The sequence below is a fragment of the Mesorhizobium sp. C277A genome (assembly GCF_040324395.1).
Lineage (GTDB): Bacteria > Pseudomonadota > Alphaproteobacteria > Rhizobiales > Rhizobiaceae > Mesorhizobium.
This window is the reverse complement of sequence record NZ_JAMYVW010000002.1, coordinates 1630800-1656533: the sequence shown is the minus strand read 5'-3', so window position 1 is coordinate 1656533 and position 25734 is coordinate 1630800. Positions and strand designations below refer to the sequence as shown.

The 25734-nt window shown below is 59.2% G+C and carries 19 protein-coding genes and 1 pseudogene; 10 read left to right on the top strand and 10 right to left on the bottom strand.

The genetic code is table 11. The features are described 5' to 3' along the window. Window positions 1-79 precede the first annotated feature (79 nt). Entirely contained in the window at window positions 80-772 is a 693-nt protein-coding gene (locus tag NKK52_RS08250) for an SOS response-associated peptidase (protein ID WP_023827732.1), read from the top strand. Between the two features lie 202 nt (window positions 773-974). Here NKK52_RS08250 and NKK52_RS08245 read toward each other — a convergent pair whose 3' ends face one another. Both NKK52_RS08245 and NKK52_RS08240 read right to left on the bottom strand, forming a co-directional pair. Further along, the gene (locus tag NKK52_RS08245) at window positions 975-1817 is read right to left on the bottom strand and encodes a plasmid partitioning protein RepB C-terminal domain-containing protein (RefSeq protein ID WP_245263171.1); all 843 of its coding nucleotides are present in this window, start codon (window positions 1815-1817) and stop codon (window positions 975-977) included. Beyond that, window positions 1811-3415, bottom strand: a complete 1605-nt coding sequence (locus NKK52_RS08240; RefSeq protein WP_084634068.1) for a recombinase family protein — start codon at window positions 3413-3415, stop codon at window positions 1811-1813. The genes NKK52_RS08245 and NKK52_RS08240 overlap by 7 nt, the downstream gene beginning before the upstream one ends. A 114-nt stretch (window positions 3416-3529) precedes the next feature. On the opposite strand from NKK52_RS08240, the pseudogene NKK52_RS08235 reads away from it, so the two are divergent. Next, a pseudogene (locus tag NKK52_RS08235) lies at window positions 3530-3855 on the top strand (type II toxin-antitoxin system HicB family antitoxin); the annotation flags it as partial. A 184-nt stretch (window positions 3856-4039) separates the two neighbouring features. Further along, window positions 4040-4357, top strand: coding sequence for a YMGG-like glycine zipper-containing protein (locus tag NKK52_RS08230; RefSeq protein ID WP_023690487.1), 318 nt, complete (start codon window positions 4040-4042; stop codon window positions 4355-4357). Window positions 4358-5275: 918 nt separating this feature from the next. Here the strand turns inward: NKK52_RS08230 and NKK52_RS08225 are convergent. Both NKK52_RS08225 and NKK52_RS08220 read right to left on the bottom strand, forming a co-directional pair. After that, window positions 5276-6154 carry a YihY/virulence factor BrkB family protein gene (locus NKK52_RS08225; RefSeq protein WP_352628667.1) on the bottom strand — a complete coding sequence of 293 codons (879 nt, stop codon included), beginning with the start codon at window positions 6152-6154 and terminating at the stop codon, window positions 5276-5278. A gap of 277 nt (window positions 6155-6431) precedes the next feature. Then, window positions 6432-6641, bottom strand: coding sequence for a hypothetical protein (locus tag NKK52_RS08220; RefSeq protein WP_023669236.1), 210 nt, complete (start codon window positions 6639-6641; stop codon window positions 6432-6434). Between the two features lie 803 nt (window positions 6642-7444). Between NKK52_RS08220 and NKK52_RS32225 the strand changes: the two genes are divergently transcribed. Beyond that, window positions 7445-7999, top strand: coding sequence for a DUF982 domain-containing protein (locus NKK52_RS32225; RefSeq protein ID WP_156940630.1), 555 nt, complete (start codon window positions 7445-7447; stop codon window positions 7997-7999). A 22-nt stretch (window positions 8000-8021) separates the two neighbouring features. On the opposite strand, the gene NKK52_RS08215 is transcribed toward NKK52_RS32225, so the two are convergent. Then, window positions 8022-8717: a hypothetical protein gene (locus NKK52_RS08215; RefSeq protein WP_352628664.1), complete on the bottom strand. Its 696-nt coding sequence runs from the start codon at window positions 8715-8717 to the stop codon at window positions 8022-8024. Between the two features lie 542 nt (window positions 8718-9259). On the opposite strand from NKK52_RS08215, the gene NKK52_RS08210 reads away from it, so the two are divergent. Beyond that, window positions 9260-9697, top strand: a complete 438-nt coding sequence (locus NKK52_RS08210) for a hypothetical protein (protein WP_023822760.1) — start codon at window positions 9260-9262, stop codon at window positions 9695-9697. A gap of 103 nt (window positions 9698-9800) precedes the next feature. Here the strand turns inward: NKK52_RS08210 and NKK52_RS08205 are convergent, their stop codons facing one another. Next, window positions 9801-10022 (bottom strand): ATP-dependent DNA ligase, encoded by a 222-nt coding sequence (locus NKK52_RS08205; RefSeq protein ID WP_023670639.1) that lies wholly within the window; start codon window positions 10020-10022, stop codon window positions 9801-9803. A 1577-nt stretch (window positions 10023-11599) separates the two neighbouring features. Here NKK52_RS08205 and NKK52_RS08200 point away from each other — a divergent pair. Both NKK52_RS08200 and galE read left to right on the top strand, forming a co-directional pair. After that, the gene (locus NKK52_RS08200) at window positions 11600-12637 is read left to right on the top strand and encodes a UDP-glucuronic acid decarboxylase family protein (protein WP_023670638.1); all 1038 of its coding nucleotides are present in this window, start codon (window positions 11600-11602) and stop codon (window positions 12635-12637) included. Further along, window positions 12637-13716, top strand: a complete 1080-nt coding sequence (galE, locus tag NKK52_RS08195; RefSeq protein WP_023670637.1) for a UDP-glucose 4-epimerase GalE — start codon at window positions 12637-12639, stop codon at window positions 13714-13716. The genes NKK52_RS08200 and galE overlap by 1 nt, the downstream gene beginning before the upstream one ends. A 64-nt stretch (window positions 13717-13780) precedes the next feature. Here the strand turns inward: galE and NKK52_RS08190 are convergent, their stop codons facing one another. The 3 genes from NKK52_RS08190 to NKK52_RS08180 all read right to left on the bottom strand — a co-directional run bounded on the left by NKK52_RS08190 (window position 13781) and on the right by NKK52_RS08180 (window position 17860). Further along, complete coding sequence (locus NKK52_RS08190; RefSeq protein WP_245260687.1) at window positions 13781-14350, bottom strand: DUF995 domain-containing protein; 570 nt, start codon at window positions 14348-14350, stop codon at window positions 13781-13783. A gap of 229 nt (window positions 14351-14579) precedes the next feature. Further along, window positions 14580-16934 carry a sulfatase-like hydrolase/transferase gene (locus NKK52_RS08185; RefSeq protein WP_352628660.1) on the bottom strand — a complete coding sequence of 785 codons (2355 nt, stop codon included), beginning with the start codon at window positions 16932-16934 and terminating at the stop codon, window positions 14580-14582. Window positions 16935-17341: 407 nt separating this feature from the next. Continuing rightward, window positions 17342-17860: a hypothetical protein gene (locus NKK52_RS08180; protein ID WP_023746383.1), complete on the bottom strand. Its 519-nt coding sequence runs from the start codon at window positions 17858-17860 to the stop codon at window positions 17342-17344. Window positions 17861-18196: 336 nt separating this feature from the next. Between NKK52_RS08180 and NKK52_RS08175 the strand changes: the two genes are divergently transcribed. After that, a complete protein-coding gene (locus NKK52_RS08175) occupies window positions 18197-20761 on the top strand; it encodes a DUF6212 domain-containing protein (RefSeq protein WP_198029278.1) in 2565 nt (854 codons plus the stop codon). 177 nt (window positions 20762-20938) lie between these two features. Continuing rightward, on the top strand, window positions 20939-21202 hold the full coding sequence (locus NKK52_RS08170; protein WP_156936434.1) for a hypothetical protein: 264 nt from the start codon (window positions 20939-20941) through the stop codon (window positions 21200-21202). Between the two features lie 36 nt (window positions 21203-21238). Here the strand turns inward: NKK52_RS08170 and NKK52_RS08165 are convergent, their stop codons facing one another. Further along, window positions 21239-22252 (bottom strand): glycosyltransferase family 2 protein, encoded by a 1014-nt coding sequence (locus tag NKK52_RS08165; protein WP_023685755.1) that lies wholly within the window; start codon window positions 22250-22252, stop codon window positions 21239-21241. Window positions 22253-22380: 128 nt separating this feature from the next. Here NKK52_RS08165 and NKK52_RS08160 point away from each other — a divergent pair, with 128 nt between their 5' ends. After that, on the top strand, window positions 22381-25683 hold the full coding sequence (locus tag NKK52_RS08160; protein ID WP_023685756.1) for a DUF6212 domain-containing protein: 3303 nt from the start codon (window positions 22381-22383) through the stop codon (window positions 25681-25683). Window positions 25684-25734: the final 51 nt, after the last annotated feature.

The following is a 25734-nucleotide window of genomic DNA, read 5'->3' as shown; positions in this document are numbered from 1 at the left end:
GCCGCAGCGACGAGTATAGGAGAATTCCGACCTTGGCCCGCTCAGCGTGCCTGAACTCCTGCGCAACTGAGGCAGAGCGATGTGCGGACGTTACACCAAATATCTGTCGTGGTCGGAAATCCACCGGCTCTACCGCCTGACTGCGCCGGCGGAGACGGGCCGCAACGACGAGCCCCGGTACAACATCGCGCCGACTCAGGATGTCCCATTCGTCACTGCCGGTGAGGATGGCAACCACCGGCTGCGTGAAGGGCGCTGGTGGCTGGTCCCTTTCTGGGCAAAGGAAATGCCCAAGGCGGCTATGTTCAATGCCAGGATTGAGGGCATCGATACAGCGCCCGCCTTCCGCGACGCCTACAAGTCCAAGCGCTGCCTGATCCCTGCCGATGGCTTCTACGAGTGGACGATATCGCCTGCCGACGGCAAGAAAGACCCTTGGCACATCTACCAGCCAGGCCACGCGCCTTTCTCGTTCGCCGGGCTTTGGGCTTACAATTCCAATCTCGACATAACCAGCTGCACCATCATCACCGAGCCTGCCGCAGAACCGATGAAGCAGTTGCATGATCGGCAGCCTCTCATTCTCGACCCGGCCTACTATGACGCCTGGCTGGACCCGGCGACGCCCAAGGACAGCCTCAAGGACATTCTCAGCCACGACATCGACGGTCAGCTGCAGTTCAACCGCGTTGGACGTGAGGTGAACACGAGCGCCGTCAACAAGTTGCCCAACGACCATCCCGGCCTGGTCGGGCCGATCAACCCGTTATGAGCGACGAACCGAGCCGGCTTGCCGAAGGGATGACAGCGATTCCGCGCGGCCGAGAGCCGATCGAAAATCGCTTTGCGAGCATTCTGGCTGCGGCAAGCTCGGCGGGTTTGGGTTTTCGAGGCCTGGACAGAAGTCACATTGGTTCTGTTGTTTGCATCCCGGCGACGGCGATCGGTTTGTATAGGAGTTGACGTCCGACCATCTAGCGCCCCTGTTCGAGGCATGGCATCGAGAAGCTGTGAAACTCTTCAAAATGCCCCGGAAAGGTCCGGGCGAGATACCGCACCACTCTGGAATTATCCATCAACCGGTCGAAAAAGCGGTTGGCTGCGACAAGCTCCAGGCCCACCTGGCCATGACGTTCCGCGGCGCTGAGAACCGCAAGGCTTAGCGCGCCGACATCGAGCACCATCGCGCCGCGCTGGTCTTCCGCCTGTGTGGTGATCGTTGAGAGATTAAAACCCTCGACCAGCAGGGCTTGCGGTGTCAGAGCGACGAGTAGTCTCGCGTAGGTGATCCTGACCCGGTCCATCGCCACCATCAGCCGGGCAATCTCCAATTGCCTGGCTGGCAGCACCTTCTGGAGCAACCCGAAGATTTTTGTTTTCACCGGCGCGTCCCGAAGCAGGTCGAGGACATCAGGGCAAATTCCGTTAACGGCTTTCCGGTTCTCGCCTGTCTCGGGAGCGGGTTTTCCGGGAGAGCAGAACATTTGCGGCTCGCGGGTCGCGCCACGCAACCTATGTGCCAGTAGGCTTGGCATTGTCCTGAAGCCCTCGGACACCAGCGTGGCGCAGAATTGCTTGTCGCGCATCATCAGGTGGAGCGCCGCTACTATCCGGTCTAGGCTCTGTTCAGACTTAGCCGCTTGCGTGCCGAAATCGCGCATGCGTTTGCATTCCGTATCGTAGGTCGCCAAAAATTCGTGTGAACGAAGCCTCTTCTTGGACCCTAATGCGCCAGCAACAATATTGCTCGCATGTCTGTCGCCACCCTTTTCCAACGCACGGTAGGCGGCGTCCTTGGGTAAGCGCTTGACTACCAAGCCACGCCCCCCACAGGCTCTCGCTCTGCCAGCCTGAGAATGGGATTGAGCGTGGGAAAAATATAGCTGTCCAGCGGTATCCCATTGATGGCATGCAGTTCCGATTTGCCAGCGATCTCATGCGCAGGCGCAATCAAATAATCCCGGACGGTCAGGTCGCCGGGATTCATACGGATCAGGACGAAAATGTCGGGTAGTGGCCGTTTATCGGCCTTGGAAAACCAGCGTGGATAGCCGAAGCCGGAAACCCTGCATCGGCCCATTGTAATCGCCACCGTGATCTCCTCGTTTATCCGCAGGAGGTCCATCGCCATGTCATGGGCAGCAACCCCGCCCTGCTTATCAATCGCGCCCACAAGATCCCGGATAATCTGCAGCCTCATTGATTCCAGGTGCCGGTTCACGCCGATGAAGCGGTAGTTTTTGGATGGCTCGTATCCGATCAGTTCATAGGCTTTGACAATGGTTCCAAAACGCCACTGGTAGCGTTGGGCCGGCGGGCACCCCGGATCGGCGTCGATCATGGCCAACGACAAGGCGCCACGGCGAGCCAGAAGTGCCCTAAGAGCAGCCAGCATCTCGTCGTTGGTCATGTGGCGATAGATGGTCTTGAGCACGATCTGCGCCCGGTCGAACAGTTTGCGGTCGACGATCGGCTCCAGGACGTTTTCCACCCGCACCCACTGTTCGGGGGGATTACGGACTTGATGGCTTCTCAGCCGGGCCGAATGCTTGTTCCAGACGCTGTTGCCAATGTAATTTTCGTTGGTCAGCACCGAGTGCACGGATTCCCGCGTCCATGGTCGCCCCAAATCGCTGAGCACGCCGCGTTTGTTGAGCAGTCTTGCCATCTCCAGCTCTGTCTTGCGTGTTCTGACAAAGTGACTGAAGATCCACTTCACTGTCGCAATCTCGTCAGGCGGGCCGAGCACCAGAACTATTCGATCCGTCTGCTGGCTCTTGTATTCGTGGGATGAAAGGATGCATTTTGAGCGGCCGTGTTGATCGACAAGCAGGCGCCGCAGGCCAAAGCCGGCCTTCCCGCCCTGCCGGAAGCCCAGCCGGATCAACCTTGCCTGGCCGATGAAGACTTTTTGCGAGAGCATTCTGCTCTGCTCGGCAGCCATGCTCCGTTTGATTGCTTTGAGGACGTCTGACCCGATGCTGCCGTCGTTTGCGAATTGCTCGGCGCAAAATTCGATACGCACGCCGGCCATCTGGCATCGGTATTCGTAGGCTGCGCTTTCATCAATGTTCTGAAAACGCCCCCACCGGCTTACATCATAGACCACAACCGTCTCAAAATCGGCTCGCCCACTTTCGACATCGGCCAACAGCTTCTGAAGACCGGGGCGCCCTCCAAGGTTTAAACCGCTGCGACCGAGGTCCTCGTAAGTGGCGACAATGTCGTAAGCCATGATATCGGCATAGTCGCGAATGGCATCCGCTTGGTTGTCGATCGAGTAGGTCTGGTGTTCCGTCGACATGCGCACGTACTGCGCGGCGCGAACTCTAGGCACAGTCTGGTGCCCGCCATCTAACTTTGGCACTTTCCCCACACTCTCGACCGTTGCCCAGGCAATGTCTGCCTGGGGCATGCCCAACCTACTAGGCAGCTTCCTACGGTCCCATTAGGAATACCTCGACAGTTTGTGTCGAATGGCTCGATAGTCTGATCGAGCCTCGAAGCCGCTCCTTGGGGGAACCGACCCGTGCGTCACTATATCGGATTGATCCACAAGCAAGCGGACAGCGACTTCGGCGTATCCTTTCCCGACTTTCCGGGCGTGGTCACCGCCGGCACCAGCCTCGACGACGCCCGCGCCATGGCCGAAGAGGCCCTGGCCTTCCATCTCGAAGGCCTTGTCGAGGATGGCGAAGCCATTCCCGAGCCATCATCCCTGGAAGATGTCATGTCGAACAATGACAATCTCAGCCGGGTCGCCGTCCTGGTAGCGCTCAAAGCCGAACCACAAAGGTGGTGCGCGTCAACGTCACCATTCCCGAAGATGTCCTCGACCAGATAGATCGGTATGCGATTCAAACCGAGGCGCTACCGACCTGTTCGCGAAAGCCGTTTCCGCTTTGGCAACCATTGTCTTCAAGGCCCGAGAAACCACGTCTCATTTCGTGAGCGGGCGTGCCGCCGTTTGGCCGCAATGCGCCAGCAACTGGCAACCATTCGCCCCGATCCGCGTTTGGGGCTCCAAAGGAGTTCCAAGATGATCATCAGACAAACCATTGCCGCCGTGCTCATGACTGCAGCACTTGCAGGCTGCGCGACCCAGACCGAACAGCAGCAGAGGGCAACCACAGGCGCACTCATTGGCGGCGGTGTCGGCGCCCTCGCCGGCCAGGCACTGGGCGGCAACACCGAAAGCACGGTCGTGGGTGCCGCCGGCGGCGCCTTGCTCGGCGCCGTCATCGGCCAGTCGACCACGCCGCAGCGCCGCGGCGAACAGCTTTGCCGTTACCAGGACCGCCGCGGCCGGATCTACACGGCGCCTTGCGATGATCGCTATTACAACAACGACTATTGATCCAGCCTCCCTGGAAGTGCGGCTCTCTGACGTTTGCTGCCGCTCTTCCAGGGACCCGGGATCTGTTCGGCGTTTCACAATATGAGAACGCCCGCTCAGTCCATTACACCCTCTGGCTGATGAGCTTGCGCTTGGTGCTTGCAAGGATCCCATTTCGCGGAAGCGACGTGAAGCGCTGGTTTCATGGCGCCAACAATGACATCGCATTGCCGCAGCTGAAAGTGCCGACAGCGACCATCGGCTGCGGCTGAAGAGCGGGGGTGACGGTCACGGTGCCAAGCATCAAGGTCGCCAAGCGCGCCTTGGCCAAGCCGAATGGCTTGCGCTGCATGCATAAAATGTGGGATAATTTGTTTGGTGGAGATTCTCGCTCACACCATCCAAAGGCCTCCTTCGGAGGCCTTTTTCATGTCATGGTGGCTGGCAACTGAGTGCCACAACGATTAGGTGGCACTCCCTGCCTAGGCGAAGAGTTGCACTGCCGCCAAGGTCCTTCGACCGCTTTCACGTCGTAAGCTTGGAGAACAATCCCGATGCTCAACAGCATTGCGGGCTGGCTCGATGCTGCAACTGCAATTGCCATTGTTCGGCTCCTGATTGACCTCATGAACCTATACCGCTCCGCTGCCGCCAAGAAGGCGCCGGACGGCAGGCGCGCGAGATCAAAGCCGATACGCAAGCGCCGTCCGCGTCGCCGCTGAACCGCGTCTTCCCAACCAACTCAAACTGTGACCGCGATGGTTTGACCCACCAGCGACCCGTGCACTCATCATATGGCGTCGACCGTATCCAGCTCGCGTGCCCTGCTCGGTGATGCGGTCGGCGCCGACGGGTGATGATGCGGGTGGCGTCGCGAAGGCAGCCAGCCGGCGCGCCGCGCCCCTAGTCGATTTCATCGTTAGTGGCGTATGTTGCAAGTCAAGCACTGTGAAGCACAGCGTCCAGATCGGACCTGCTGCCGTGTCGAATGGAATAGGCGCGAGTGATTTCCGCACCAAAAAGAAAAATTTCCGCCGAGTAGTAAGCCCACAGCAGGATGACGAGCAGCCCACCGGCGGCCCCATATGAGGCCGCGACCGCTCTGGAGCCTATATACCAACCGATAAGCGATTTCCCGAGCGTGAACAGGGCAGCGGTTACAACAGCGCCAATCCAGACATCCCGCCATTCCAGGGTTCGATCAGGCAAGATCTTGAAGATAGCGGCGAAAATAGCTGCGAGGAGGACAAAAGAAACGATCGCGTTGATAACGGCCAGTACAAGTGTCCCGAACGGCAACTGTGCGTTGATGAGGTTGCCTAGGGCCGAAATCGCCGCGCTCGCGACTAGAGAGACGAGCAACATGAAGCCAAGTGCGGTGACCAGTCCCAGACTTACCGCACGTGCGCGCACCAGGCGCGACAACGAACTGCCCTGCGCTTCGACCTTCCATATCATGTTCAAAGACTGCTGTATTTCGCCGAAGACCCCGGAAGCGCTCACAAGCAAGGTGATGATGCCAATCACCGCCGCCCAGGTGCCGCCGGATGGCTTTTCGGATGCGCTCTTCAATGCGGTTTGCAGGATATTTGCGCTTTCTGTACCCATCATCCCTGTGATTTGGGCGGACAATGCCGCTTGGGCTGCCTCGTGACCGAATGCGAGACCCGCAATTGCAACCACGATGAGCAGAATTGGCGCCAACGATGTTGTGGCATAAAAAGCGATTGCCGCGCCATGGCTGAGAGCATTGTCGTTGACGAACCCAACGATGGCTTCTCGCACCATTGCCCATGCATTTGTGATCGCGCGATGCATTTTGCGCCCCAGTCGAATTGGCGTTCACTAGCAATGCACCAGCACATGTGATGTTCCGGTTGCGGGCTACTAACGCCCTCAGGGGGAGCAGGCAACGTCAGTGGTTATGCGCCGCGGTTGATGCTCTCGAGCACCAGCACTCTTTTTCCGGTCAAATCGCTGGGCTACGAAGCGAGCGGCCTTCTAGCCGGGGACCTCGATCTGAGCGTAGGCGAGCAGCCCGAACCGGTTTGCGGCAATAAGGTTCCCGGACCTGTCTCACCGTCTGCCCTGGCGGCTAATCCTTTTGCGCATCCGCGACGCTATTGTCGTCGCGATGACGTTGACGAAGGCGCTCTAGCAGTTCGCGTGAAACTTGAATCGCCCTGCGCGATTGATCCATGTTCTGGCGAAATGTGGCGCGTTCCTCCATGGACTTCTGCCACTTCAGCAAGGTGGCCGTATTCGCAGTGGCCGCTTGAGCGATATCTATGGGCGTTGCAACCATCGCATCCTCCCAAAAAGGCAATGGTAAACACCATCTTTATAGGCCCGCCGAGACCCTTTCTTCAATCAAAACGACCGTACGGATTCGTACGGCAAAATGGCTATTCGTGGGGGCGCTCGACGGCGGCTTCGTCGACCTCGGCTTCCATCTCGTCGTTGACGGTCTGAGTGATTCCCCTACTGCCCGGTAGGGTCCGTTTCCTAGCAGCGCTCCCTTCGTTCTTCATGGAACAGCTTGGTGTGCTCGTCCCACTCAAGAGGCGCTGTTCCGCGCTCTTGAACGAACTTTCCAAACTGCTTGCGCAGGTCGGCAAGGTCCAAAGCCCAAAGATGCTCACTGCTACCGGGGTGCGACATCGCGTTCACCAATCCGCCCATTCTCTCGAACTAAGTTGGCTTCGCGGTTGAGCCTTCAAGATGGCAATGCGAGATAATTTGCTCGGTTGCTAATATGCCTATACCTTAAGCAGCGCGGGGGGCCTCATATCTTCCCGCAGTGGCCGGTGCGGTTAAGCCCCCACAAGCTGCCCAACTGCACCGGCCATTCCTACGGCTGGGTAGGGTGTTCGCGCTCGGCAATCTTTTCCAAGAGCTTCCGTGAGGCCTCTAGGATGCGGCGTGTCTCTTGGATGGTCGATTGTAGGGATTCCAGTTCTCTCTCCGCCCAGCGCTGGCTACGGCGGGCGCCTTCGATGAACTGGTGGTCGGATTCCACTGGTCTTTCATGCGACTTAGCCTCTCTTCCAGGTGCCGCATGTTTCCGTCGTCACGGCTACATCCGAGGAATCGATCGCTTAGGTAGAAATGTGTGGTCGTCGCCACGGTTCCATACAATTTTTGGAAGCCATTCCCCTACGGCTGGGTCCCAACCCGCAGTGGCCAAATAAGGAAGCGGCGGCCTATAGAAATGCGTGCCGATTAATTGCGGAGGCCAAGGATGGAAGCTGCAGTCCGGCCGTAGCATTTGCGGCGTTCAAGGCCGCCGCTATCGACCAGCGCTTGCTGCAGACGGCCAAGACAGAGTCTGGCGCTCGGCATGGCGGACAACGTGCCATAAACCATCGTGATGATGAACCGCCGTCCCCTAGTATCAAATATGGACCGACACATGGGATCTCGCTTGGTCGCGCGACGATGGGCTCGCACCGTACCGGGGCAGGTGTGATGCGAGCCCGGCCGAGTCTTGCGGGACCTCGACCAGCAGCGAACACCCACTCGCTGCCGTTCTATCAACAAGCCCCCAAATTTCAGGTTCCGCTTATGTACAAAAAAGCCGGTGAACGGAGCTTGGCTCATCGCTGCGTAACGCTTTCCCTGAGGGGTTCCGTAGAGCCACCAAAAGCCGCCGGGGGGGTGTGACCCGGCGGCTTGAACGTTCGGCTTACGGTGTTGGCTCAGGAGCCTGTTTGGCAGCCATCTCGTCGATCTTCTCGGCAAGCACGCCGTTGGCCCATTCGGTGACCTCGGCGTCTACCGGCTTGTTGGCCATATCGGCGAGCGCGTCATCCAGCGATGGGACGGCGGCAGCAGCATCGGTAGCCGCTATATTGGCGGCATCGAGCGCCGCCTGCGCTGCATCGATCTGCTCCTGGGTCGGGACTTGGTCGGCCGGAGTATTCGGGTCGTTCAATTTGGCGTTCAACGCGTCGACTTCGGCTTGGGCGGCATCTACCGCGGCTTGGGCGCCCTTGGCGGCCGCCGACCCTGTCACATAAGCCTGAATGCCGGCGAATTTTTTGCTCTTGGAGTTCATATAGGCGTTGATGTTGCGCTGCAGCGAGTTCAGCCGGCCAAGCTTGGCGTGAATGTTCTTGTCCTTAGGCGTCGCGGCGACCTCAATGTCGTCGACGGCGACCTGGTCTTCGCCCGAGGCCTTCTTTCCGGCGTGAGCCGATGCCGACTTGCCGTGCGAAGCGCTGTTGCCGGACTTGCCGCCACCGTTGCCCTGACCACCGCCATTACCGTGACCACCGCCATTGCCGTGACCACCACCGTTTCCACCCGCGCCAGCGAAAGCAGGAGCGGTCACTAGCGCAAGCGCGGCAAGCGCTGCCAACAGCGTTTTTCGGGACGTCATGGTACCTCCTCGGCGAATAGCCACCTCGCCGATTCGTTATAGAGCGGCTTATAAGTGTTTCCTAATTCGAATGAATGAACTTTAGATAAATGCTCATTGCAATGGGCGACTAACGACCGCGAGGCTCGTTGTAACAGTGTGAAATGTAACAACTATTCGGAATCGTACAGCGTATCGGCCCTCTTCGCGACTGAAGTCCTATACCGATCGGACCTTGGTCGGGCGATGCACAACCTGCGGAGTGCCTGCGCCATTTCGGAGTATGGCATCACATGACTGAACATTGCTAGACAACTCGCCGGGCGAAGACCCCAACTACCTCGAGCCCGGCGAGCCTACACCTGATCAGAGTACGCGATCAGGACCGGGGATCAGCCGGCGAAAGATGTGGATGCAATATGGGTGCCAAACATATTCGTCCCAAATTGGGACCATGCTGGGGCCGGCAAGCTGTTCCTAGGCCTCACCAGCGGCCTAGGCTTTGGCTTTGGATCGCGCTGGCCGGTTAGCGTAGATCTGCGCCCCGGCGATGCGCCGCGTGAATGCCGCTCGACTCCAACAACAGCCTCATCTTTCGTTTCGACTGTTCCGTGCGCGCCGCCGTCATGGCAGGTCCAGAACCAAGTGCCTGCGGCTGGGCCGTGCATCGTCTTCATGATGCGGCCGACCTTTTCCTGCTGGAACGCTGCGGCGAAATCGAAGGGCGCCGTCTGCCCTCCTATGATGGTCCGCGACCATGCCAGCCAAACGCGAGCACCTCGGCCGAGCACGAACTTGAACGCCTCGTCCTGTTTCTCGAACGTCTGGAGGATCGCGCTTCCGTCGAGGACCTGAAAGCCGCGTTGATAGGCGAAGCGGACGGTAGGGCGATCTGCTGCTGGCATGGCTCCGATATAGCGTTCAATCTTCCTCGCGGAAATCCTGCAGTGAGGCATGACGCAGGCCATCCTCGCCGCGCAGGTGCTTCACGCGTCCAATGAGGCCCGGCTTTACCCATTGCGTCGCCGGCCGCTTCATGATGCCCTTGGGCGCCGCCTGAGTGCTCCTGGACGCGTTTCCATAGCCTCTCGCGCATTTCCCGGTTCAAGGTGACGAATGCGCTTCCGACATAACGCCGGTGCGGCGCTCAGCCATCAGAGCGAAAGCCGGCCTGCCAGCTTCACGCTCGACGCCGAGCAAATCGTATTCTTCAACCATATAGCTCTTGATCTTCAGCCAGGCGGTCGACCGGCCGCTGCGGTATTTGCTGTCGCGGCGCTTCGAGAAAAGCATGCCAACAAGACCGCGCATCTCGTCATGTGCCACGATACGGGTTTCAGCAGGGCCGTCATTTACCCGAGAGGCGACGCGGGTGCTGAGGGTCACCACGTTCGGGGATGTCTTCCCGAAAACATCACAATCGCGCTCGTAATCTTCCGGTCAAGTAAATCCGAGAATGTGTCACTGCGGGCGTGGTGGCGCTCCTGCACGACCTTAAGAATGGTGCAGTCCTTAGTGGTCAATTGGCAACGATCGAAAGTGGGCACGGCACGTTTCCAGCCGGCCTCTGAAACAATCCGGCGTCAAGCAGTTGAGCGGGCGTGGAAACCTACCCTGCGCCGGGCAAGGACACCCGGCACAGGGTTACACTCCCGCGAGCGCCGGCAACAGGACAGGGAGACGGTTGCGGCGCTCATAGCGGCCGATTCCATTCTAAATCGCCAAGACGCCGGGTCTCATATCAACCCGCCCGCCCGATCCGAACGCTACAAACGCCTCGGGCGACCCCTGATGACGAAAGCCGTTCATGGCGGGTTGTTTATCGACGTCCGCTTATCGGCACGGATAGGAACGCCCTATCGGCCGATATGAGGCGCATTCCCGCCAGGCAGCTTTTGGGGCCGCAAGCTGCCGCGATCAATAGGGATCAGCCGCGGTAAGCTCGGCAGAGCACATATCCTGGCATCTCCACGCTCGCTGCCGGCCACAGTCATCCTGAGACAGCCGTTCGACAGAAGGGACGACGACCGTTTTCGCGCGGCTTCGACTGGATCTCTGCTTCCGACATCCGCAAACCATACGCGGATCGCTTCAGAATGGACCGGGTTATTGGGGTATGCTGCATCTGCCAACGAAGGCTACGACTGCGGAGAGCGGTTGTGTGCGTCAATCCCGGGCCGACGGTGAAAGAGGTAGGCGTCCGGGGCTATCGGTCGCGATCACCCCCGCTCGTCGCGCAAGATCTCGTCGGGCAGTTGAGGGCTGAACTGGCGGGGATTTCGGCACGCTTCGGGAACCAACCGCATTGGCTTGTAAGATTTTATTGACAAGGTCGCATCTACGAATATTTTCGATATTTTCAAATGCTACACCTATCGTAGTATAAAGTTTGCTAACGTAAGTATTAGTCTTACATCTGCCTATTTTTTGCAGAGGTGAGAGTGTCTTGATTATCAACTTTCCGGCGATCGCCCCTCGAAAGATCAGAAAAATGGTCTTTATATTACTGTGGTACTTTCAAGTTTATAGCCCAATCCTCAGATTTATGTGGCTGCGCTGCCGCCCCGCGATTAACCACTCCCGAATGAACACGGTTAACGATTCGCTAATTTAGTTGACTATGTTTTGCACAGGTATATTTTCGAAACGTTGGGATGTGCAATTTGGGCGAGCAATGGGCGATGGTGGCATCAGGCGCGTGACCGCGGTTTCGGGGCGTATCGGATGCTGAACGGCAGCTAATAGCCGAGTAGCACCGCCCAGCAACTCAAAAAGCAATCGACAGACATCAGGAGTGGACGATTCCGCGGGAGCGGAAGGTTTGTGACGTTCTCAGGAACGTCGCCCGGCAATGCTATGGCCGGCAGTAGTGTGCGCAGAGCGTAAGGGCGAAGGGGTGGAGTATGGGTAGAACTGTCAATGTTCTGAAACTCGGGGCCGGGAACAGCCGAAGGGGCGCGAATTCCAATCAGGGTCGCGCGCTGGTTGCCGGTGGGGCAGGATTTCTGGGTTCGCATCTGTGCGAGCGTCTTTTGCGGGATGGATACGACGTTCTCGCGCTGGACAATTTCCACACCGGCAAAAGATACAATCTCAATCCCCTCGTGCGCGATCCGCGATTTACGTGCATCGAGCACGACATTGTCGACCCTCTGCCCGTGGATCTCCAGGTCGATGAAATCTACAATCTCGCCTGTCCGGCGTCCCCGCCGCATTACCAGGCGAATCCGATCCATACGTTCAAGACAAGCGTGCTTGGTTCGCTGAACCTGCTCGAACTCGCGCGGCGGAACAATGCGAAGATATTTCAGGCTTCGACGTCCGAAGTCTACGGCGACCCCCTGGTACATCCGCAGCCGGAAGGCTACTTCGGCAACGTCAACCCGCACGGTCCGCGATCCTGCTATGATGAGGGCAAGCGTTCGGCCGAGACGCTGTTCTTCGACTATTCGAGAACGTATAGCCTCGATGTCCGCGTCGCACGGATCTTCAACACCTATGGCCGCCGCATGCAACCAGACGATGGCCGCGTCGTCTCGAACTTCATCGTCCAGGCATTGCACGGTGACGACCTGACCGTCTACGGCAGCGGCCGGCAGACCCGTTCATTCTGCTACGCGGACGACCTCATCGAAGGTTTTATCCAGTTGATGAACGCACCGAGCGCACCGCAGCACCCGGTCAATCTCGGCAACCCTGCCGAATTCACCATTCTGGAACTGGCGACACAGGTGCTCGAATACACCAACTCACGTTCGAAGATCGTGCATCGGCCGCTGCCAGTCGACGATCCCAAGCAGCGTCGGCCGGACATCTCATTTGCCCGGGAAAATCTTGGCTGGGAGCCAAAGATCAGCCTGAGCCAGGGGCTCGCGCATACCACGGCGTATTTTGACGCCCTTCTCTACCCGAACCGGCGCGTCAAAGAAGCTGCGATGTAATGAGCCGCCCGGCAATCCTGGTGACGGGTGGGGCCGGTTACATCGGCAGCCACACCTGCAAGCTGTTGTCAGCTGCCGGCTACCTGCCCGTCGTTTTTGACAATCTGAGCCGTGGCAACGAGAGATCCGTTGCCTGGGGGCCGCTTGTTGTCGGCGATATCCGGGACCGGGAGGCGCTACAGCAGGCGATCAGCACCTACCAGCCGCAAGCGATCATCCACTTTGCTGCGCTGGCCTATGTGGGCGAGTCTGTTCACGAGCCCGCAGAGTATTATTCGACCAATGTGTCGGGTACCATCGCGGTGCTTGACGCGGCACGCTCGAGTTCTATCGAAAACATTATCTTTTCAAGCAGCTGCGCGACATACGGCGTTCCCGAAACACTGCCCATTCGAGAGACCTTGGCGCAAAATCCAATCAGCCCCTATGGGCGAACCAAGCTGATGGGCGAGCAGATCATCAGCGACTATGCCAGCGCCTACGGAATGAAATATGCGATCCTGCGTTATTTCAACGCCTGCGGCGCCGATCCCGACGGCGAGCTCGGTGAGTGGCACTCGCCTGAAACGCACCTGATCCCGCGCGTGCTCATGGCCGCATCAGGCACAATCGACGAGATCGAGGTTTTCGGCACAGACTACGACACGTCGGATGGCACCTGCGTGCGCGATTACATCCATGTCAGCGATCTGGCCCGCGCGCATCTGAGGGCTCTCATGCATCTGGAGGCGGGTGGCGAAAACCTGTCGGTCAATCTCGGCACCGGGCGCGGGGTTTCGATCAAGGAGATTCTCCAGGCGGTCACCCGGATGACGTCCAAATCGGTTCCGGTTGTCTTCCGGCCCGGGCGCCCGGGAGACCCGGCGGAGCTCTATGCGGACCCGATCAAAGCGCGCGAACACCTGGGCTTCGTGCCGGAACTTTCCGACATCGATACCATCGTCAGGACAGCCGCCCCGTTCTTCGGGCTGGAGGCCACCGCGTTCACAATTCCGATGCCGACAGCGAGGCGCCGCCGGTCAACTTCGCCAGGAATACCAAATGCATCGGAGGACATCACCAGCTCGCAAAGCTTGTAGTCGTCCCTGTTTGTCGTTGTCGGGGACGTGGGCTCATTGAGGTGGGTGAGCTTCTCGGCGAGCCTCAACTTTTGGAATCGATCGAGGTACGGATCTTGTCGAACTGCGCGCCCTTTGTATCGCCTTCCTCGAACTTTCGTTGCTCGTCGGAAGGGTCTCCCGGAGAGTGCCGGAAACTGTACCAGACACCGTCCGGATCCTTGCGCTGTTCGAGGGTCCCACTCCGGAAGCGGTGGCTGAAACACGTGCGGATCGGCGCTGCGGCGTAGGTCTTGGACCGCCAGACGAGATCCATGCACATCTTGCCATCGTTGCTCAGATGCCATCTGCCTTCGCCGACAGAAGCCGTGTCTTGCTCGGAGGTCCAGGCCCGGACCGGTCGATCCTTCTGTCCGAAATAGGCCGCTCCGTTATCCCATATCCACGTGCGGTCAGCATAAACAAGCTGAAGTTGGAAAGCCGTGGGAACGGCAACGGCATCTGCAGGGCCGCTGTCTTTGGGACCAGCTGCGTGCGCGGCTCCGCAAAGCGCCATCTGGCACCAAATGGCCAGGACGGGCGCAAACGAGATGGCAAGTCGATGTCGCCTCGCCCGGCTCGCTGACTCAAATGGCAATCCGGTCCTGTTCGTCATGCTGAGCGGTCGCATTCAATGTTCGCTTCCCAAGCGGGCGTCGACCAGCCGAGCATACCGCAAGAACGGGCCCGGTCCGTCCTGCGCTGACAAGTGGCTCCACGCTGCAACCGTCAGTGTTTCGCATGCTAGTGAGTACCCCTCGAAGATGTCAACCGGTAGGACGGTCAGTGTCTGCCGCGGCGCGCACGGGCTGCAAATCGAGGACGACGGTCTGCCACGCGGCACGCTATACACATCCCTCGACGAACGGGCCGCTAACCCATAGCGAGCCGTTGCTGTACATGGCGGTCCCGTTGTCGTCGGTGTAGCCGTGCGATTGCTCGTCGACACGCAGTCTGGTGTTTGGCACCAACTGACCGTTCACCTTGACGCTCTTGATGAACAGATTGCGATCACCTGCCTTGCCGTCTCCGCCCCACAGGTCGTTGGTGTAGCGAAGCTCGATCGTCTTCGGGTTAGGCACGCTGCTGAGATCGATGTGGAACGGCTTGGCCAGGGTTGACGCCTGCATCAGCTCCGCCATGGCGGCTTCCGGCGTCGATGCGACGCTTTCCTTGCCCGGGACGTCGATCTCGGCTGTGGTCTTTCCGTCGACCACGACATCGAACCGAGGCGCGCCCCGGAGATTAATGCCGGCAGCGTCGACCTCCAGACTGGTGATGGCGCAACGTCCTGTCTCTTTCGCCGCGGCGGCCACCAGGTCGGCCACGCGCTCTCTCTGCGATTGCACCCATCCGGCGATGGGCTGCAGCAGCGCGTTTCGATCCCCGGTATCAGTGAAGAGGTTGGTTCGCTCATCGGAATCGGCCTTGAGGTCGTATTCCTCCACCTTGCCGGTGGTCGCGTTGAAGATGACCTTTCGATCGTTTTCGCGATAGCCGAACAGGAAACCGGCCCAGGGATTGAAGAAGAAGGTCTTGTTTGGCCGTTGCTCGCTGAACAAAGTGCGCCCCTGCCACTGCTTGGGCAGCGCAAGTCCGAGTATGTCGAAGATCGTCGGGGCGATATCGACGATGCCGCCGACCGGGTGAGCAACTTCATCATGAAAGAGATGCTTGTTGATCATGATGAGCGGGATGTGGATGTTTTCCTCGTAGATGGCGCTGGCATGAATGTAGTCGCCATGCTCCCCGAACGCTTCGCCGTGATCGCCCAATATGACCACCAGCGTCGAATCGAGCTTGCCAGACTGCTTGAGCGATTCAAGGATCTCGCCAAGGGCCGTATCGCCGACCTTCAGGGCGTTGAGATAGGCATTGAATTTCTGGTCGTCCGAGTAGTGGACCAGCGTGTTGCCATCGGAGGAAGGCGCCATCTTCGAAAACATCGGGCTGTCGGTGATGTAGGGATAATGGGTCATCGCCGTGAACATGATGCCGAAGAAAGGTTTTGCCTCGTCCTTGTTCATCCAGTCGATGATCGACTGCGCCGTGCAAAGGTCACTGTTGTAGTCCATGTTTTTCCACTGCTCGGAGCTGAGCTTGAAGGTCGGGGTGCCGCATTTCTGCCCCCGGTAGTCCTGGATCACATCCAGTCCCTTGTTGAGGAAAAACTCATCGACCCGTTGGAATCGGGAATCCGCGCTCCAGAAAAACCCTGTGCGGAAATTGTTCTTGGACAAGGTGTTGGAGATCGAGTCCAGCGGCAGATAGGGGTACCTTGCCGTCATGCCGTAATATGAAATGTCGTTGTACATCGAGGTGAGCAGAGAAAATATCGAGTAATGCGTGGACGGTGCGTGCGCATATATGTTGTCGAATCGTATCGAGTCCTTTGCATACCTCTTCATATTCGGCGTGACCGGATACTTGCCGCCAAACGTCTCGATGTATTTGGATGGCACCGACTCCATCATGAAAATCAGCACGTTCTTGATCGGGTTCGGCGTCGGCGCCTTGAAGGTCGACGTTTCCGGCGGTCGCTCGCCGACGCTGGCGACATCCGGGTCATTGGTGCTGGCATTCATCGTCAGCACGACCGGCGTTGGATTGAGCAGGGCCGATTTAACAAAATACAGGATCGGATTGTCGATCTCGGCCGCCGGCAGCGCTTCCGCACGTACGTGGTGTCCACTACCGGCGATGGCAGCGCCGACACACACAACGAGCACGCCCAGGAAGGCCCCGTAGCCAGCGGCGCTCAGCCGCTGGCACAAACTGGCCGCGGCATAGCCAAGAATGAGCACCAGGATGACGGACCCGGAAAGGGTAGCGAAGTCCTTGATGTTGAGCGCGTCGCCCATCGCGTTCCTGGCATCGGCATTCTGCAGGAAGTCGCCATAGACCAGCCACTGGAACGTGAACGGTTCGCCCAGCATTTTGACGAGATTGATGTTGGCAAATCCCCAGCCCAGAGAGACCACGATAGCAACATAGAAGAGCAAGACGACGATTGCTGAGCCGAGACGGCTCGCCTTTGCCAGGAACAGCAGGACCAAAGTCGTCACAGTCAGGGACGTAACGACAATCAGGTCATAGTAGCTCGATGCCAATCCCTTGGGGACGGCCGCCACAAGGCCTGAAACCGTGGTTTGCGGATCAATGATTGCGCCGCGGTAGACACCCAAAAGCAGCCACGACAACAGGCCCGTGCAGATGACCCGCAGGCTCCTGCGCCGGAAGCGCACATTCTTCGCCGAAGCGGTCCCCGCCTTCGACTGCGTAAGGCCGCTCTCAGGTCGGCTCGCCGACCCCCTACTGCCGCCGATGCTCATACAAACTACCCGCCGCCAGTTTGCGCTTCGGCCCCAAATAATGGCCGACAGCCTTCAAACCCCCACCCGCAGAATCGGCTTGCGCTAAAAAAGAGTCAATGAAATGGAGCTTGCGTTAACCACGCCTCTTGAGAACTGGTTAATCCACGCGATAATCGGCGAGGCGTTGTTCCCAGGTGAGCTGTTCCATCAACTGGGCACCCGCCATATGAATTGACGAACGGCGGGCGCCGTCGACCACCCGCCGTCATGACGTTTCAGTACTGCGCAGGCAATCAGCCGCCGCGCAGACGCGTTGGGCTCAGGCTCGCGACGGTCATGCCCTGCTGTTGGGAAGGACACGTCGGCAGAAAGCGGCTCGCATCCGCGTATGTCATGGTCGCGATGGAGCTCTTTAGCCCCCCACGCTTGGCGATCCAGCCGCGAACCCAGCCAGGGTAGTTTTTCATCATGAAATTCGCGGCCACCTGATTGCCGCGCGCAGAAACGCCATACGGCAGGTGAAAGCCGAACGACGCGCTCTGCGTAATGCACACCTTGCTCTTGGGCATCGACAGATAAAGCGTGCAGGCCGAGTCGCACGAACCGTTGAACCGCACAAAAGTGCCACTGCGACGCATTTTTAGCGCACGAATGGCATAGTCGATCACATAGCCGCCGCGATCGCCACTGATGGTCTTGACGTTGGCCGTACCAAGGCTGATGCGCGGACGCAGCAATTCTCCTGCGGAGCTTGCCGAGACCAGTGCGCCGATCAAACCGAGCGCACCGAGAAACTTCATTGTCGTTTTCATTTGCGCCTCCTGCTATTCCGTCAATGACTAGCTGGGAGGCGTAAAAATTGAATATTCTGTGTCGCTAAATTTGAATCAGTCGATCGATTATGCAGTCGTTTTAGAACTTGATTGACGATTTGGTTTACCAATGACGCAGAAGCATGATCACTGAAAAGTAAACCTGTCGCAGGCATCATTGCAGATGACTGTGCTGCGTAGCGCAATCGGCGGATTTGGATCAGAGGAAGTCGGATGGCCGTTGGTGGCAAGGAGCAGAGGAGGTCAAAGGAAGGCAAGCCTCGCCGGGTCTGCGTCGTGACGAATGCAATCGACCATGGCGGCGAAGATGGCGCCATGGTCGAGTTGGCCAGGCTTTTTGCCGAAGAGGGGGACGACGTCACCCTGCTATGGGTTCCAGGCAGGGATGCTCCAACGGAGGAGGCCGCGCGCCACCGCGAGCTGGAGGCGGCATCGGTGCGGCTGGTGATTCTCGACAAGTCCGATCAGCTGCTTCCTTCGCTGACGACACCCGAGAGCCGGTCCGCCGCTGTGCTGCATTATCTCGAACGGTCCGGCCACGATTTGGTCTACGCGCCCCTTGAGGGCGGGCTGCTTTACTACACGCTGCTGGCTGTCGAGACTGCGGCTTTTGCCGCGCCGCCGATCGTGGTCGTCGCTCACGCTCCGGAAGAATGGGAACATGAAGCCGACAAGGCGTTCTTCGACAGCACCGAGGTGATTGCCGTCGCCTTTATGGAGAAATACTGCGCCGAGATGGCGAACCGGACGATCTGTGTGTCCGCAGCCTTGCGACACTGGATGTTGTCGAAGGGTTGGAAGGTGAAGAAGGCGATCGTGACGCCGATGTTGCCGTTGCAGGATCGTCTCGCTCCAGCCGGTGCGCGATCGTCGACGGGCGGAGAACTTGCCGTCTTGGCCGGATGGCGCTTCCGCGATGGCCTGACGCTGCTTTGCGACGCGCTCGACATCATAGCGCCAATGGCGCCAAAAGGGCTGACGGTCACCGCATTCGGTCCATTTGGAAAGATCATGGGCGAGCACAGCGGTGGACTGCTGCTGAGACGCGCCGAGCGGTGGCCGTTCAAGGTCAACCTGTTGGCGCACGCAAGCCCCGCCGCAAAGCTCGACTACGTCGCGCGGGCCGGCGCGATTGCCGTCATCCCCGCCCGCGCCGCATCGACGGGCGGCACCGTTGCCGCATGCATCGAGGCGGGATTGCCTTTCGTTGCGACCAATGTGGACGCGAACGCCGAGCGCTGGTGTGCGCAGGCGAGGCAGCCGCGGCTGGTCGATCCTGATGCCGCCACGTTGGCGCAGGCCATTTCGGCGGCGCTCGATGACCCGCCTCGCCCACTGCCTGTCGACAGCCTGAGCCAATGTCGGCAGTCCTGGCTGGATACGCGCAACTTGCCGACGCCAACTAGGCGCTGGCGCGTCGACAAAAGTGCCGGGTCGTCACCCTTGGTCTCTATTGTCATGGCCCATCGCAACCGGCCGCTCTATCTGAAACAGGCAATCGCTGCGATCGAAGCGCAAACCTATGATCACCTGGAACTGGTTCTGGTCGACGACGGAAGCGACCTGGATGAAGTCAGGCGATTGCTGGATACGCTGGAACCTACCTTCCGTCAGCGCGGGTGGAAGATTCTGCGCCGACCGCACAAGCACCTCGGTGCGGCGCGAAATGCCGGCATCCGCGCTTCGCATGGCGAGCTGATCCTGTTCGTCGACGACGACAACGCGCTGTTTGCGGAGGCCGTCGATCATTTCGTGCGTGCGATGGCTACATCGGATGCCGACATCTGCACTGCGTTCCAACTGATCTTCTACGAGGATTTCGTGCCCGAACATCGCGCCGACGGGCTGATCCAGTACCTGCCTCTGGGTGGTCCCGACGCGCTCGGCCTGATCCATAACGTCTACGGTGACGCGAATGCGATTATGCGCCGGTCTGTCTTCTCGCGGATCGGGTTCTTGATCGAAAAGCCGGGCTACGCCATGCACGACTGGGAATTCTTTGCCCGAGCCTCTCTCGCCGGTCTCAAGATCAGGACGATTCCAAAGCCGCTATACTGGTATCGCTCGAAACCGGATGGCATGTTTCGGACGTCGAACTGGTACGACAACCGGCTTCCCATCCTGGAGGCGTTCAGGTCGAGCCTGCCCGATGGCGCCCGCCTGCTGCATCATTTGGCCATTGCCCAGAACGCGCACCGGTCTGAAATTGAAAGTGCCCGTGAAAACCTGAAATATACCCCCGGCAATCGGAAATATCTGGAGCTTTGCGGCATCGAGCCGAACAGCGATGCGGCCATAGAGAAGCTTGCCAGCATTGCTGGGTCGATCGGCCGCCCCGATACGGCTGCCACTTTGCTTGGGCGCCCCGCCACAGACCACAATGCCGCCGACCGTCCTGATGTCGGCGGCGGTTCTATCATTCTCGACTACGACATGCTGCGGAGTGCGCGGTTGCTTACACCCCGCGTCTCGGCTCTCCCGCTGCTGCTTGTCGCACCGGACGACGGCGGGGTGTTCTTGCGTCCGCATGCGGACGGCCCGGTCGCTGCATCGCTTGATCATCATTTTCCAGCCTTCTTCCGGAAGGTTGAAGCATCCGTCGAAATCGCTCATGCCGATGCGCCGGCGATGGATTTTGCTCTCGCCCTTGCTCGACCCGACCAGCCCATAGATTGGCAACAGGACATCGGCAAGCAAACGATCGCCTTCTCAGGCTGGATGAGCATCGAAGACAGATTTGTGCGTCATCACTTGGTGGCAACGCTTCGCACACGAAGGAAGATGCTGCTTTCAATCGTTCTCGCCGTTCGTTTCACCGCAACGTCCAACGGTTTTCCCACGAATGCGTTCTTCCGCACGCTGACACTGTTCAGCGACTAAACGTCGATCCAACCAGGCAAGGGAGATCCGAGCGCAAGCCAGGCCCGTTCATCGGTCGTGCGCGTTAACCACGTTGGTGGAACCTTCCAAGAATGGTTGACAAAACGTTAACAGACGCTAATGTTTCAGTGGGTTGAGTAGGTGGGGTGCGTTATGCGTAGGATTCATTCTCTACTGTTGGGTGGACTTAGTCTGCTGGGGTTGAGCGTCGCTTTTTCTGACGCGGCGCAGGCGAAGACCGAAGTTGGCGTCAAGGAAGCCGAGCTTGCCTGCGAGCAGGCCCTTAAAACCGGCACCATCGAGGCACTTGAGGATTATCTGCACCGGTACCCGAACGCTCCGACAGCCTGCAAGGCGCTTGCTCTCAACAGTTTGGGCCAGTTTGCGGGCGGTGAAGAGGGCAAAGGCCACGGTGAAGGTGGCGGCCGCTACGGCGGATAAGCATCAGCCGGATTTTCCCTCAGTAGTTCGAGCACATCAGGTGGCGTAGTCGCTGCGCTGGTGTTGCATGGCCAGGGTCGAAACGAAACCGGCGAAGGGCTCCGAGGTCGTCATCCAGCCGAGTTCGACGAGTTGCGCGCCGTCACCCCGATAGCAGACGGAGCTTTGGTTCCGAAGCGCGAGTTTCGGATTGCGCTCCAAGGCCTCCATGTAGGCAGCGCGCTCCTCAAGCGTCTTTTCCTTGAGCTGCGCATTTTCACTCAGAGACGACGCTGATTTCTGGCGGAATCCCCAGACGAATTTGAAGTGCAGCAATGCGACGCGCAGTTCGCTGAATCGGACCTTGCTGATCGTGTGCTGTGCGACGTGATAACGCGTGCCGCGCCCCCATTTCACGATCGGCACCTTTGTCAGGCACGGGGGAAAAGTTTGCTTGAACCGGCCGTGCCAGAAGACCCGTTCCCTCACGCCACCGAACATCTGCTCGGGTGGGTACATACCGTCGCGCGGACGCAGCCATCCCGGCTCCGGGTCGAAGTAGGGTGAAGCTTCAACAAGCGGGATCTTGCCATCATAGCTGTATTCGGCCAACGGGCCATCGGCGTACATGTCGATCATGGAGCCTATGACAGCGTCGACGCCGGTCGAATCGAGGTAGCTGCAAAGCTGCTGGAGATTTGCCCGCTCAAAATCGGGATAGACGAGAAGTTCGTCGGCGTCGATCGAAAGGCACCAATGGCCGGTGCCGAACACATTCATGAGCGTGTTGATCCATCGCGGCGGATCGATGTTTTCAGCGAAATGCGATCCTTCCGTGTGGAAGCAGTGGCTGTCCGGCTGCTCCAGGATCAATTCGCGGGTCCCATCCGTGGAGCCATTGTCCAGGAAGAAGAACCGATCGACGCCCAGGCCGCGGTAGTGGTCGAGAAGTTGCCGCAGCAATTGGGCTTCGTTGCGCAGTCCGACAAAGCACAAGATCTCGCCATCGGTCACGTCAATGCGCCGGTCGTCCAGTCGCGCGAGATGTTTTGGGGATCGAAGTTCAACCATCCGAGGTCATCAACCAGTTTACGCGAAAGGCAGGTACGCTGCTGAGAGTCCCGCGAAACGATTATCAAAGTGTTATCCAACTGTTGGCAAGACTGTTTCGAACGAAGCGGCCTGACAAGGGGGGGTCATTGAGCATTGGTTCCAAGGCAGGCGCCATGCCCACGGGCAAGCGACAGGCAAGCCATAACCCTCGCAATGTGTGTGTCGTTTCGGAGGTTGAGTTCGGCTCGACGGCGACTGGCGATCACGGGTCGGTAACCTACGCGCTGGCGCAGCATCTGGCCGGAACCGGCGATACCGTGACGCTGCTTTGGGCGCCGAGCCCGCTCGGCAGCCAGCCCGATGATCAGGAAATAGTCAGGCTGGGCAAATGGTGCTTCGACAATTTCCTGGTGCGGCTCGAATTGTTGCCGCCCTCGCCCGAGTTGCTGCGCGGCACGGAGTCCTGCGACAAGAACTCATTGGCCGCCTACCACTACCTCAAGCAGAATGCATTCGACGTCGTCTATTTTGCGCTTGAAGGCGGACTGGCGCATTTCTCCACCCTTGCGAAGCGCACAGGTGTCTTTCCCGATCCTCCTACGATCATCGTGCTCGCACATGAGCCCCTTGTGTGGAAGCTGGAAGCCAATTCACGGGCGGTCGAACGCAAGGAGCAGATGACCGTCGCGCACATGGAAAAGAGGTCGGCCGAGACGTGCGACCATCTTGTCATCGCTGGCCAGTCGCTGCTCGACTGGATGGCCAAGGCGGGATGGAAGTTGCCCACCAGCCATCACATTGCTGCGCCCCTCGAGCCGGAGGAGTGGCGTTCCAACTTCGCTGTCGATCACTACAGGCCGCGGGATCGGCCAACCGCCGAAGTGATTCATTTTTCAGGCACAGAGGCGCGCGATGGGCTGACGCTGTTCTGCGATGCGCTCGATCGTCTGGCCGACAGCGGCGTCACCGATCTGACAGTGACGGTAGTCGGCGCGTTTGGTCATGTCCTGGGCGAGCATTCGGGTGGCATGATCGTTCGGCGTGCGCGGCAATGGCCGTTCAAATTGAAGCTCCTGCCCATTCGAGATGAGCCTGACATCTATAGATACCTGCGGCAGAGTCATGCTCTGGTGGCGATGACGCACTCAGCGGCTCAGCTGCCGCTGGAAGTGATGACGTGCCTTAACGAAGAGATCCCGTTCATTGCGACAGATGTCGGCAGCATTCGTGACGTGCTCCATCCGAAGTCGGCCGATGCCGTCCTGATGGATGCGTCGGCCTCCGCCATCGCGGCCAAAATAGCGTCTGTGCTGGAAAGCCGATCGTTTCGTCCGGCAAAGCCCCTGCAAAAGCGGGAAGCGCTCGAGAAAGCCTGGAGCGGGCTGCACGCGAAATTCTCCCGCGAACCCGGCAAGGTCTCCAGTCGCAGGCGGAGCCAACGGCCGCTCGTTTCGATCATCACTGCGCACTACAACCGGGTGCACCTGTTGCCGCAGGCGATTGCCTCGGTTCGACGCCAGGACTATCCCAACATCGAATTGATTGTCGTCGATGACGGCAGCACCGATCCCGATGCAATCAACCTGTTGGCGGAACTCGAACCGGAGTTCGAGCAGCGAGGATGGCGGATCATCCAGCAGAAGAACGGCTTCCTCGGCAAGGCGCGCAACACCGGTATCCGCGCCGCCAGGGGTTCGCTGATCCTGTTCCTGGACGACGACAACGTGCTGTTCCCAAACGCCGTCAGTACGTTCGTCGCCGGCATGCAAAATTCCGGCGCCGATATCTGCACGACCTTCGCCAAGTGGCTCAACGAGCCCTTCGTGCCGCCGGACACCAGGAGCGGCTATGTGCTCTACTTCCCGGTCGGCGGGCCGACGGACATCGCCATGCTCAACAATCCGTATGGCGATGCCAATGCGATGTTCCGGCGTGAGGTGTTCGACAAGATAGGTTACCTCAACGAAGAGCGGGGGTTTTCCGCAAGCGACTGGGAGTTTTTCCTTCGCGCGGATCTGGCAGGCCTGGAGATCGTCCCCGTCCCGGAGCCGCTCTATTGGTACCGGTCGGCACCGACGGGCATGAACCGAAATGCCGAGTGGCTGAGGAATCGCAAGCCGATCATCGCTGTCTTTCGAAAGCATCGATTCGCGAAAACAGAAATGTTCGTGCAACTCGCCATCAGCTCGAACACCGATAATCATGAGAAGGAGCTCAACCTCTGGAATCTGGAGCTGCGGGTTAACGACGAGCGGTATCTCAGGTTGAGTACAGGTCCCGCCAATACCGCGGACGCCATGCAGTTGCTGGCCGAGATCGCGGCACGCGAAGGCAGGGCGGATACCGCAATTTCGCTTCTCGCCCGTGCAGGACGAAGCGACTTTGCTGTGGGTGTGGTTGAAATACTCAACGCGGCGACCGGAGAGACGGTGCCCGAGTTGAATTCCTCGCTGTACAGCGAGCAGTATCTTTCCGCCGAGCCCATGCGCCTAGCTCATGTCGGTTCGTATCCGGATGCCGATCCGGACCTGCTGAGCTATGTCGAACTGTCTCCAGACCAGTTGTTCCTCGAAGCCAGGGGCAGCAATGTCACCATGGCTTTGCTGAAGGGAGTCTGCCCGCCGGGCACCGTAGGCGCGACGTGTTGGGTTTACCTCGACGAGGAACTGACGGGCTCTGCGCAGTTTCAGCTCGCGATCGTAGACGCAGAAAACCAGACCTTCAGCAATTTCGCCCGGCTGCTTGAGGATGGCAGCGGGAGCGGTTGGGCTGATGTCAGCCGACGGCACGAAGCGCGTGAGATAGGGGCGATGGTCAGTTCGCCGGCTACCGGCCGACGCGATTTGTTGTTGGCAGTCAAATGCGGCGGCAGCCGCCCGGAGGCGCGCGTCCTCGGCGGCTTTTCAAGCGTCCATATCCGCCATGTCGTTTCGAACGATGCCAGGCGCCCGCGCCTCAACGCACCCCAACAGCGCCAACGCACCCGCCGAATGACCAATGATGACCTGAAGCGTGCGGCGCTTGTGACGGATTATCCCTCCGAGCTGCCGACGCTGCTCATCGCCGGCGACAATGGCGGTATATTCCTGCGGCCGAATACGCACGGTCCGGTTGTTGCCGCCCTCAATTCGGCCTTCCCGGCCTTTGCCAGAAGTGTCATCGCGACAGTGGAGATCGCCCACGATGAAGCATCCCCATTCGAGTTCGCCATGGCGCTCGGCAGGCAGGAAGAAAAACTCGTGTGGAAACACGATGCACCTGTCGGCGCGCTGTCATTCTCGGGATGGACGCGCGTCTCGAGACCGTTCGAACTGCATGACCTGAAAGTTTCGACCCGGGAGGTCGATCGCAAGTGGCTGACGATCTATCTGGCAATCCGGCTGCCATTCGGCTCGAAGCCGATGCCGTCCAATGCTTTCTGGCGCAAGCTGTTGCTGGTGTGGGACTGAGGGGCGCGGGTTGTCGGGACGCGTCGCGCCTTGTCGACTTTTAAGTGCGGT